At 29.3% G+C, this 11,176-nt stretch carries 12 protein-coding genes; 10 read left to right on the top strand and 2 right to left on the bottom strand.

The window, feature by feature from the left end; genetic code table 11:
- Positions 1 to 2 precede the first annotated feature (2 nt).
- The 10 genes from ABNT65_RS06260 (at position 3) to ABNT65_RS06215 (ending at position 8,626) form a co-directional block, all read left to right on the top strand.
- Positions 3 to 950 (top strand): type IX secretion system membrane protein PorP/SprF, encoded by a 948-nt coding sequence (locus tag ABNT65_RS06260; protein WP_348704024.1) that lies wholly within the window; start codon positions 3 to 5, stop codon positions 948 to 950.
- 75 nt (positions 951 to 1,025) lie between these two features.
- The gene (gene rluF / locus ABNT65_RS06255) at positions 1,026 to 1,844 is read left to right on the top strand and encodes a 23S rRNA pseudouridine(2604) synthase RluF (RefSeq protein WP_348747452.1); all 819 of its coding nucleotides are present in this window, start codon (positions 1,026 to 1,028) and stop codon (positions 1,842 to 1,844) included.
- A gap of 84 nt (positions 1,845 to 1,928) precedes the next feature.
- Entirely contained in the window at positions 1,929 to 3,059 is a 1,131-nt protein-coding gene (gene tgt, locus ABNT65_RS06250) for a tRNA guanosine(34) transglycosylase Tgt (RefSeq protein ID WP_348704026.1), read from the top strand.
- 1 nt (position 3,060) lies between these two features.
- Positions 3,061 to 4,146 (top strand): LptF/LptG family permease, encoded by a 1,086-nt coding sequence (locus tag ABNT65_RS06245; RefSeq protein WP_348747451.1) that lies wholly within the window; start codon positions 3,061 to 3,063, stop codon positions 4,144 to 4,146.
- The gene (locus tag ABNT65_RS06240; protein ID WP_348747450.1) at positions 4,133 to 5,038 is read left to right on the top strand and encodes a DMT family transporter; all 906 of its coding nucleotides are present in this window, start codon (positions 4,133 to 4,135) and stop codon (positions 5,036 to 5,038) included. Before ABNT65_RS06245 ends, ABNT65_RS06240 begins: the two co-directional genes overlap by 14 nt.
- Positions 5,039 to 5,132: 94 nt before the next feature.
- Positions 5,133 to 6,086, top strand: coding sequence for an acetyl-CoA carboxylase carboxyltransferase subunit alpha (locus ABNT65_RS06235; RefSeq protein ID WP_348704030.1), 954 nt, complete (start codon positions 5,133 to 5,135; stop codon positions 6,084 to 6,086).
- Positions 6,087 to 6,252: 166 nt separating this feature from the next.
- Complete coding sequence (locus ABNT65_RS06230) at positions 6,253 to 6,606, top strand: DoxX family protein (protein ID WP_348747449.1); 354 nt, start codon at positions 6,253 to 6,255, stop codon at positions 6,604 to 6,606.
- Positions 6,607 to 6,610: 4 nt separating this feature from the next.
- A complete protein-coding gene (locus ABNT65_RS06225; RefSeq protein ID WP_348747448.1) occupies positions 6,611 to 7,144 on the top strand; it encodes an NAD(P)H-dependent oxidoreductase in 534 nt (177 codons plus the stop codon).
- An 88-nt stretch (positions 7,145 to 7,232) separates the two neighbouring features.
- Positions 7,233 to 7,670 (top strand): MarR family winged helix-turn-helix transcriptional regulator, encoded by a 438-nt coding sequence (locus tag ABNT65_RS06220; RefSeq protein WP_348704033.1) that lies wholly within the window; start codon positions 7,233 to 7,235, stop codon positions 7,668 to 7,670.
- A 62-nt stretch (positions 7,671 to 7,732) separates the two neighbouring features.
- Complete coding sequence (locus tag ABNT65_RS06215; RefSeq protein WP_348747447.1) at positions 7,733 to 8,626, top strand: pirin family protein; 894 nt, start codon at positions 7,733 to 7,735, stop codon at positions 8,624 to 8,626.
- A gap of 69 nt (positions 8,627 to 8,695) precedes the next feature.
- On the opposite strand, the gene ABNT65_RS06210 is transcribed toward ABNT65_RS06215, so the two are convergent.
- Positions 8,696 to 10,777 carry a M43 family zinc metalloprotease gene (locus ABNT65_RS06210; RefSeq protein ID WP_348747446.1) on the bottom strand — a complete coding sequence of 694 codons (2,082 nt, stop codon included), beginning with the start codon at positions 10,775 to 10,777 and terminating at the stop codon, positions 8,696 to 8,698.
- Positions 10,778 to 10,999: 222 nt separating this feature from the next.
- A complete protein-coding gene (locus ABNT65_RS06205; RefSeq protein ID WP_348704036.1) occupies positions 11,000 to 11,164 on the bottom strand; it encodes a hypothetical protein in 165 nt (54 codons plus the stop codon).
- Between the last annotated feature and the right edge of the window lie 12 nt (positions 11,165 to 11,176).

Genomic DNA, 11,176 nt, shown 5'->3' with positions numbered 1-11,176 from the left:
TCATGAAAAAGATTTTAGTAATAATAAGTATTATATTTTGCAGTGTTAAATCATTTGCACAAGAAGTAGATTTACCTCAATATGTAAGTCACCTAGCAGATAATCCATTCTTAATTTCCCCAACCTATGCAGGAATAGGAGCAGGGTTGCAAATAAGGTTAAATGGAGTAAGTCAATGGATTGGTGTAAAAGGGGCTCCAGATACACAGTCATTAACTGTTGAAGCTCGTTTAGCAGATAGATTTGGTGGTGGTATAACCATTTTTAATGATAAAAATGGTTTTACATCTCAAATAGGAGCTAAAATATCTTTAGCAAGTCACTTAACATTAAGTGATTTCCATGATAGCTTTTTATCGTTTGCTTTAAGTTATAATTACATTCAGTTTGGCATTGATACGTCTCAAAACAATACAGGAGAAATAGTAGCCAATAGGTCTGAACCTAATTCAAATTTTGATGTAGGTATGTTATACCGTTATGAGCGTTTTAGTATTAGTGCTAATGTTATTAATTTATTAGACAGGAAGGTAACTAATTTTGGTACAGGTGAACCGAATATTTTAAGGAGATATACATTATTCACGTCTTATGTATTTGCAAAAATGCGAGATAAAATAGAATTAGAGCCATCTATTTTAGTTGAATATAGGGAGTTTGATAAGCGTTCTAGAACGGATATGAATGTAAAACTTAGAAAAGGTATTAGAGATGGATATGTTTGGGCAGGTTTAAGTTATACTTTCCTAAATGATCAGTTCTTTCAACCAAACGCTATAGCTCCATTATTTGGTTTAAAAAAGAGTAATTTTTACGCATCGTATGGTTTTAGTATCAATATGAATAAAACACAAGACTTTAATTATGGAACCCATATGATTACTATTGGGTTTGATTATGAGAGAAGACCAAGTTTAGCACGTTGTACACAAAAAATGATGATTTTTTAAAAATAAATAATCAAAACAAGATTAAAATCCCCAATATACTTATGTATGTTGGGGATTTTCTTTTTCTTTGTTATAATGAATACAAATGAAGAATCTATAAACCTTAATAAATATATCAGTAGCACTGGAATTTGTTCTCGTAGAGAAGCAGAAAGGTTTATTCAAGAAGGAAGAGTAACTATTAATGGTAAACCAACAAAGTTGGGTAATCGTGTTTTTAAGGGAGATTTAGTGAAAATTGATGGAAAGCCTTTAAAAAATAAACCAAAAACATTATACATAGCTTTAAATAAACCCATAGGAATTGTTTGTACTACTGATAGTAAAGAAAGAAAAAACATTGTAAAATTTGTAGGTCATTCTGAACGTTTATTTCCAATAGGTAGATTAGATAAACCTTCTGAAGGACTTATTTTTTTAACAAATGATGGAGATATAGTAAATAAAATTCTAAGAGCAGGAAATAATCATGAAAAAGAATATATAGTTACTGTAGACAAACCTATTAATGAAAGATTTATAACCAGAATGAGTAATGGTATTCCTATTTTAGGAACAGTTACTAAAAAGTGTAAAGTTGAAAAAATAAACAATACTACTTTTAAAATAGTTTTAGTTCAAGGGTTAAACCGTCAAATTAGACGTATGTGTGAATATTTAGGTTTTGAAGTAACAAAACTCAAGAGAACTAGAATAATGAATGTTTCCTTGAAAAAACTAAAAGTAGGAGAATGGAGAGAGTTAACTTCAGACGAAATTACAACTATAAATAAATTGGTAAGCTTTTCATCAAAAACTGAAGAAGCTTCTAATTTAAATGATAAAAAGAAAGAGTTAAAGACTAAAAATAATAAAGGAAACTTAAAATCTAGATTTGGTAGAAAAAGGAAATAATTTTTATTTTTTATAAAATAACTATAAGAAACTTTTAACTTTCTATCCTAAAAGATTTAACTTACATATGTATCTTTGCCAACTATGCAGTTTGATTTAAAAATTACAGATTCTAAAAGTAAGGCCAGAGCAGGAGTGATAACTACTGATCATGGTACTATAGAAACCCCAATATTTATGCCTGTTGGAACGGTAGCTACCGTGAAAGGAGTGCATCAATCTGAGTTAAAAAACGAAATTAATCCTGATATAATTTTAGGGAATACCTATCATTTATATTTACGTCCACAAACACAAATTTTAGAGCAAGCTGGAGGTTTGCATAAGTTTATGAATTGGGATAGAAATATACTAACAGACAGTGGTGGATATCAAGTTTACTCTTTGTCAGGAAGAAGGAAGATTAATGAAGAAGGAGTTAAATTTAAGAGCCATATAGATGGGTCAACACATTTTTTTACACCAGAAAATGTAATGGAAATACAAAGGTCTATTGGAGCTGATATTATCATGGCTTTTGATGAGTGTACTCCATATCCTTGTGATTATGGTTATGCAAAACAATCCATGCATATGACGCATCGTTGGTTAAAAAGATGTATTAACCATCTTGAAAAAGTGCCAACTAAATACGGATATAACCAAACATTATTTCCAATAGTTCAAGGAAGTACGTATACAGATTTACGTAAACAATCTGCTGAATTTATAGCTTCAGTAGAAGCAGAGGGTAATGCTATTGGAGGATTATCAGTAGGAGAACCAGCAGAAGAAATGTATGCAATGACTGATGTTGTTTGTAGTATTTTACCTGAAGATAAGCCTCGATATTTAATGGGAGTTGGAACACCTATAAATATATTAGAAAATATAGCGTTAGGTGTTGACATGTTTGACTGTGTTATGCCTACTAGGAATGCAAGAAATGGTATGTTATTTACCGCTCATGGAACCATAAATATTAAAAATAAGAAATGGGAAAATGATTTTTCACCAATAGATGAAATGGGAATAACTTATGTAGATACACTATATTCTAAAGCTTACTTAAGACATTTATTTGCTGCTAGAGAAATGCTAGGTAAACAAATAGCTTCTATTCATAATCTAGGATTCTACTTATGGTTAGTGCGTGAAGCAAGAAAGCACATCTTAGCAGGTGATTTTGCAGAATGGAAAGATAAAATGGTAAAACAAATGAATAAGCGTTTATAATTTGAAATTAATAGATAGATACATATTAAAACGCTATTTAGTAACATTCTTATTTACGCTACTTATACTTATTCCTATAGCTGTGGCTATTGATATAGCTGAAAAGATAGATAGGTTTTTAAGGCATGAATCCTTAACTTTTTGGGAAGTAGTTAATGATTATTATGTAAACTTTATAATTTATTACGTTAATACCTTTATGCCCTTAGGCTTATTTATTGCTGTAATACTATTTACTTCTAAATTAGCCAATAATACAGAAATTGTAGCTATTAACAGTTCACAAATATCATTTACACGTTTTCTTTATCCATATTTTGTAGGCGCTACCATAATTACGATAGTAGCTTTGCTAATGAACCATTTCTTTGTACCATCTAGTAGTAAAATAAGAAGAACTTTTGAAAAAAAATATCTTTCTCATCATCGATATGAAGATAATTCTGTAAAAGATTTTAGTTTACAACTAAATGATAGTACGTATGTTTTTATTCAAAATTTTAATCTTCAAAGAAATTCAGGATATAACTTTTCAACAGAAACTTACAATGGTATTCACTTAAAATATAAGTTAATTGCTGATAATATAAACTGGAATGAAAAAGACAGTACTTTTAAATTATATAATTGGAAAGAAAGAAAAGTATTCAAAAATAGAGATAGCATATTTACAGGTAATTCGTTAGATACCATTTTTGCCTTTACTCCTCAAGACTTCAATTATAAATCTATTGTTGCTCAAGAAATGAGATCAGGAGAACTAAAAGATTTTATAGCTATTTCTAAAAAGAGAGGGATAAAAAATTTGAATGCTTATTATGTTGAGTTATATAAAAGAACAAGTTTGCCTATTGCATCTTATATTTTAACTTTAATAGCCGTTGCTTTGGCGCATAAGAAAAAAAGAGGTGGATTAGGACTCAATTTGGCTTTAGGGTTAGCAGCAATGTTTATATATGTATTCTTTATGAAAATTGGAGAAGTTTTAGGGGCTGTTGCTGGTGCAAATTCTATTTTAAATGTTTGGATGCCAAATATTATGTTTGGCTTATTTGCCGTATATTTATATATAAATGCAAGGAAATAAACTTAAAAATTACCTATTACTACACTTTATAGTTTTTATTTGGGGGTTTACTGCAATCTTAGGTGCTTTAATCACAATTGATGCTATTCCTTTAGTATGGTATCGTATGTTATTAGCGGTAATTTTTATAGCCTGCTATTTTTTAATAAAAAAGAAAAAAATTAAAGTAGGTAAAAAAGCAATAATAAAATTTTGTATTTCAGGTATTGTAATAGCTGTACACTGGATTACTTTTTTCAAAGCAATAAAAGTATCAAATGTATCTGTAGCATTAGTAACTATGAGTACAGGTGCTTTTTTTACTTCCTTATTAGAACCTATTTTCTTTAAAAGAAAAATTAAAATAATTGAAATTTTTTTAGGTCTATTAGTAATCATAGGACTCTATATTATATTTAACTTTGAGAGTCAGTATACTTTAGGTATTATTTATGCGCTAATCTCAGCATTTTTATCTGCACTTTTTTCAGTTTTAAATGGACTTTTTGTAAAGGAACATGATGCAGATGTAATATCATTTTATCAGTTATTTTTTGGAGTAGCCAGTATCACTATATTCTTACTCATAACAAACCAAATTTCAGTAAGCTTTTTTCAAGTTTCAATCTCAAATTGGGTTTATTTAGTCATTTTAAGTAGTATTTGTACAGCTTATGCGTTTATAGCATCCGTAAGAGTAATGAAATACGTAACACCTTATACTGTGATGCTAACAATTAACCTTGAACCGGTTTATGCAATAATTTTAGCACTGTTAATTTTTGGCGAAAAAGAACAGATGAATACCGAGTTTTATTTTGGAGCAGTAATAGTATTATTAGTAGTTTTGTTAAATGGCTTACTTAAAAACAATCTTTTTTCTAAGGTTATAAGAGAAACAAAAAAGAAGTAAAAAAATAAGAGTAATTAAATATCTGTATAAATTTTTAGTATGTTTGCCTTTACAAATAACTAATTAATTTTAGCAGGGAATCAAACTATACACTATGGAATATTTAGATTTTGAAATGCCGATTAAAGAATTAAAAGATCAATTGGCAAAATGTTACGACATAGGAAAAGAGAGTGATGTTGATGTAACCGAAACATGTAAGAAGATTGAAAAAAAGCTAGAAAAAGCAAAAAAAGATATTTATAAAAACCTTACAGCTTGGCAAAGAGTACAATTATCTCGTCATCCCAATAGGCCTTATACACTGGATTATATAAAAGCGCTTTGTGGCGATACTTTTATGGAATTACATGGTGATAGAAGTGTTAAAGATGATAAAGCAATTGTAGGTGGTTTAGGAAAAATAGGTGAACAATCATTCATGGTTATTGGACACCAAAAGGGATACAATACTAAAACACGCCAATATAGAAATTTTGGAATGGCTAATCCTGAAGGATACCGTAAAGCATTGCGTTTAATGCGTATGGCTGAAAAGTTTGGTATTCCAGTAGTTACTTTTGTTGATACTCCTGGTGCTTACCCTGGTTTAGAAGCGGAAGAAAGAGGGCAAGGAGAAGCAATAGCACGTAATATTTTTGAAATGTCTCGTTTAAAAACTCCAATTGTATCTATTATTATAGGAGAAGGAGCTTCTGGAGGAGCTTTAGGTATTGGAGTAGGAGATAGAGTTTATATGCTAGAAAACTCATGGTACTCTGTAATATCACCTGAAAATTGTTCTTCTATATTGTGGAGAAGTTGGGAGCAAAAAGAACAAGCAGCTGAAGCTTTAAAGTTAACGGCTAGTGATGGGATGAAACTTAAAATTGTTGATGATATCATTAAAGAGCCAGCTGGAGGTGCACATTCTGATAGAGAAGGGACTTTTGAAGCAGTGAAAAATCAAATTTTAGCAGCATTTAATGAGTTAAAAGATTTAGAAGAAACCGAATTAGTGTCTAGAAGAATGGATAAATATGCTGCTATGGGAGTGTATAAAGAATAAGTAAGAAAACTTAAAACCATTATTTATTTATATAACAAGCAATCACTTATTTTTGAGTGATTGCTTTTTTGTTAATAAAAAAACAACATATTTACCTAGATAATATATTCCATGGATAGTAATTTTTTATTATCTTTGTTAATAATAATTTTAATTAACCATAACCATGAATAAAAACAAAATAATTTTTTACATAGCTACAGGTTTGTTATCAGCTTTAATGCTGTTTTCTGCTGGAATGTATTTTTTTAATCATGCAGAAATAGCCAAAATGTATGAAATTTTTGGGTATCCAACATACATAATTTACCCTTATGGGGTAGCAAAAATATTAGGTTTAATAGCAATTTGGTTTGTAAAAAATGAAATAATAAAAGAATGGGCATACGCAGGCTTCTTTTTTGCTATAATTTTAGCATTTTTTGCACATGTAATGATTGCTGATGGAGGACAAGGTGGCTCGATAGGAGCAATGGTATTATTAATAACATCTTATATATTTAGAAAAAAAATAGTGTAAAATCATGAAGAAAATTATTGTATTAGCAGGTAGTAATAGTAAAAATTCAATTAATAAACAATTAGCAACTTATACAGCAGGTTTATTGACTAAAGAAGCAGAGTTAAAAATACTTGATTTAAACGATTACTTAATGCCAATTTATAGTGTTGATGAAGAAAGTGAAAAAGGGATTCCAGAGATTGCTAAAAAACTTTTAGAAACTATTCATACTTCTGATGGAATCATACTTTCTTTAGCTGAACATAATGGAAACTTTACCGCAGCTTTTAAAAATGTTTACGATTGGATGTCAAGAATCCAACAAAAATTATGGAATAACATACCAATGTTATTAATGGCAACTTCACCAGGAGGTAGAGGAGGAGCATCAGTACTAGGTATAGCTAAAGCAGGTTTTCCATATATGGGAGGAAATATTATTTCTAGTTTCTCTTTGCCTTCTTTTGGACAAAACTTTATAGAAAATAAGATTGTAAATCAAGAATTAAAAAGTGATTTAGAGGTCGTAGTAAAGCAATTTGAAGAAGTAATTTGATTATAAAAAATAGAACTGTGAGGTGTAATTATTTACCTTGGTATTTAATTATCTTTTTTTTTAATTTTGTAAAAGAAAAACAAATATAATGGGTGATATTTCTAAGGATATAGCGTCAAAATTTCCAAATAATAAAGTGAAAGCATTTATTAATATAAAATATACAGCCAATTGGCTGAATAGTAAGGAGAATGAATTATTTAAACCTTATGGTATTTCACCTCAGCAGTTCAATATTTTAAGAATTTTAAGAGGAGCTGGTGAACCTATTAAAGTACAGCTTATAAAAGATAGAATGATTGAACGAGCTCCAAATGCGACGCGTTTGATGGATAAGCTATGCGATAAACAACTTATTGAAAGAATTCGAAGTAATTCTGATAGAAGAGTAGTATATATTAATATAAAGGAGAAAGGACTTGAACTTTTAGAGGTAATAGATAAATCATTAAACTTTGATTTATTAGAAAACCTATCAGATGAAGAAGCAATAACCTTAAGTAATTTATTAGACAAATTAAGGTAGATAACCATACACTCAATACTTAAAAGAGTGTATAGTTGTTTTTTTTTGAAAAAATATTTTCCATGGAAAATAATAAATTAAGAATTATGAAACAATTAAAAAAAATAGAAGAAAAAGTAGGAAGTCCACTAGTTAATATGGGACCAGTAAGATTAAGACAACCTTTACCTACTCAAGGTATAGATATGGTAGATCCTTTTTTGTTATTACATCATTATGGGCCTTATGCTATTAACGCTTTTAATAATCCTTTTGATTTAGGACCACATCCTCACCGTGGATTTGAACCAATAACACTATTATTTAAAGGTGAGCAATTGCATAGAGATTCTTTGGGAAATGAAATGTTAGTAAAAGCTGGAGATGTTCAATGGACAACAGCAGGAAGAGGAATTGTTCATGCTGAAGGGCCATCTAAAGAATTTGTTGAAAGAGGAGGAGAGTTAGAAGGTATTCAGTTATGGTTAAACTTACCAGCAAATAAGAAAATGATGCCAGCAAATTATCAACATATAAAGAGCGAAGATATACCTGTAATAGAAAATGAAGATTGTACAATTAAATTAAAAGTAGTAGCAGGAAAACAACAAGATAAAGAAGGGTTAATTAAGACGCAAACATCAGTAAATGTATTTACCCTAGAAGCTAAAGAAAAAGGTAGTATTAAGGTAGAAATTCCAGAAGGTCACAAATTATTAGTTTATTTGCTAAATGGAGAGGCTTTGATAAATGATGAAGTTTTATTGAAAAAAGGAGCTGTGCAGATGATTACTTTTAAAGAAGAAGGAGATTATATTAAATTAGATGCAAGAAGTGAAAGTACTCTATTAATCTTATCAGGAGAGCCAATAAATGAAAAAGTAGCTTCATGGGGACCATATGTAATGAATACACAAACAGAAATAATGGAAGCTTTGAGAGATTACCAAAAAGGTAAAATGGGGTATTTATATTAATAAAATTAAGTAAAACAAAAACTCAGAGAATTGCCTCTCTGAGTTTTTTTATAGATTAATTAATAAAGATTACTCAATAATTATTTTTTTACTAATTCTACCTAATTCAGATTTGATTACTATTAAATAAATACCTGTAGAGATTTCGGGTATTTCTAAATTGGTAAAACCATTTGAGGTAAATTTTTGTTTATTTATTTCTTTACCTAATAAATTGTATATCTGTAATATTGAGTTTTTAGAGTTCAATCCGTTAATTGTTAGTTTATTATAAGATGATTTGTAAACGTTGATACTACTCAAAATATCTTTAAAATCCTCTGAACTTAATGGAATTGTTGTTGAACCTGCACGTATTGAACCGTTAGGTTCAGTTGAAAAAGCATAGTCATAGACTGTAACAGTTTTACCATCACTAGAAACGCTGGCTCTTATCCATCCATGTACAATATTTCCCTTATGAGTAGCTTTGAAACCTATGTAGCCTGTTTTCCCATCCCAATTTTTATAACTATTATTTCGTATAGCTAATAAATCAGAAGCAGAAGGATCACTACCAGGTAAAGCAAAGTTACTTGAAGAAGAAATTAATTCGTTATTTTGAAGCAAGGTTATATTTCTGCTATTAGGTTCAGACACCAACATTTTCTTATAAGTTTCAATTTTTAAATGACCAGATTGATAAACCCAAGTACCATAAGCATTATCTCCATCAATTTTTGATAAGTAGAATTTATTCCATGATTGCGTTGGACCAGCTGAGGCATCAGCTATATTTTCATATATTACTTCATAAGGATTATAAAACTCTAATTTTCCTAAAATTGACGTACAAATTAAACCGTTGTTATTTTCAAAAGCAGAATCATTAAAGCTTATTGTTATATCTTGATTGTTAGATTCATTATGGTTAGATGTCGTTCCAGAAATAGTAATATCAGCAGTAGTTGAAGAGGTTATTTCAATAGAACTACTTAAACCAGAAGGAAGATTTAAATTATAGTCTACTCCTAATGTTAAAGTACCAGAAGAAGTCTTAAAGCTAGCATTTTTAATAGTAATAGTATTTTGGGTGTTAACACTACCATTATTACTTAATTCCTCTTTAAATAGATTATCATTTATACTTAAACTGGCTACAGAATCATCAACACCAGTATCAATCAAGTTCTGGGCACTCCAAAGAGGTCTTCTAGCTGGATGACCTAAAGCAGTTACCATCCTGTTAACTTGTCCTTGGGTAAACATTTTGTAGCATTTAAATTTAGCTCCATTGTATCCCATATAATTTTCATAATTAATATATTCTCCTTTACAGTTTTTTGAAGGGCTACATCCATTGGCATCAAGACTTGCAGAGTTTTCAGCAGGTGTATCACTCACTCCATCATTAGTAGCAGAATTGCAACCTCCTTCAAATGTGTGAATTAAATTAAGCCAATGTCCAAACTCATGAGTTAAACTAGAAGCAAATTCACTATCGGTATTATCATATAAGTATTGACCATTGTATACAACTCTTGCAGTTCCTGCATTAGACATCAATGTGCTTGGATACCAGGCAATTCCTGAATTGTTTTTTACGCCGTTATTATGAAGGTCACCTTGAATATACACATTCATATACTTATAGTTATTCCATGAATCAGCAGATATTTGATTTTCCGTAGCACTATCTGTATTACCATAACCAAATTTTTCATTGTAAAAAACAACACCAGATGTACATTTACCGTTAGGATCTTTTTTAGCCAATCTAAATTCAATATTTAATGAACTTTTTATAGGAGAAAATAATGGATCAACATCATTAAAATCATCGTTTTTTCCTTGAAAATCTTCATTAAGCTTTTCTAAAGCTTTTTCTATTTTTTGAACAGTAACGGTTTTTCCGTTTTGCATTTTTCCGTATACATGAAAAACAACAGGAATTATATAAGTAGCTTTATTATTGTTAAGTTTTTGTTGTAGGCTTAAATTATTTTGCTTTTTGTTGAAATTAATATATTCATTTCTAGCAAGGGGATTATCTTTAAAAAATAGCTCATTATATATGTGAGCTTGACAAGCTTTTTCTTTTTGACTATACATCTTTTGAGTTATGAGTACAGATATACATATCAAAAATACATAGGGTAAAATTTTCTTCATGAATGCTTATTTTAAACAGTTTAATATTTAAGAGAATTATAATAAACAAGGGAATTGTTTACTATTTGGTTATAAATATATGTTTTTAACTGTTTTTTTATTAAAAAACATAGGGTATTTGATAATAAAGTATTTAATTAAGTGTAAATTGTATTTTGTAACTTATTGTTAAATAAAAAAGGTTAATATTAAACTTAATATTAACCTTTTTTATTTTAATTATTATTCAAATCCATCACCTGGATCTTCAGGGTTAGGACTTTGGGCTTGTGCCTTTTTAGGATTCAATAACAAATAAGTACCTAATGCAGTTAAGGCAGAATATTTACCATAATCTCCTATTTTTTTTAAGGCCTCTTTTCTTGTTATATTATTTTGTTCTTTCATTGTAGTAGGTGT

This window comes from Tenacibaculum sp. 190524A02b (assembly GCF_964036645.1).
Classification (GTDB): Bacteria; Bacteroidota; Bacteroidia; order Flavobacteriales; family Flavobacteriaceae; genus Polaribacter; species Polaribacter vairaonense.
This window is presented reverse-complemented; position numbering and strand designations above follow the sequence as displayed.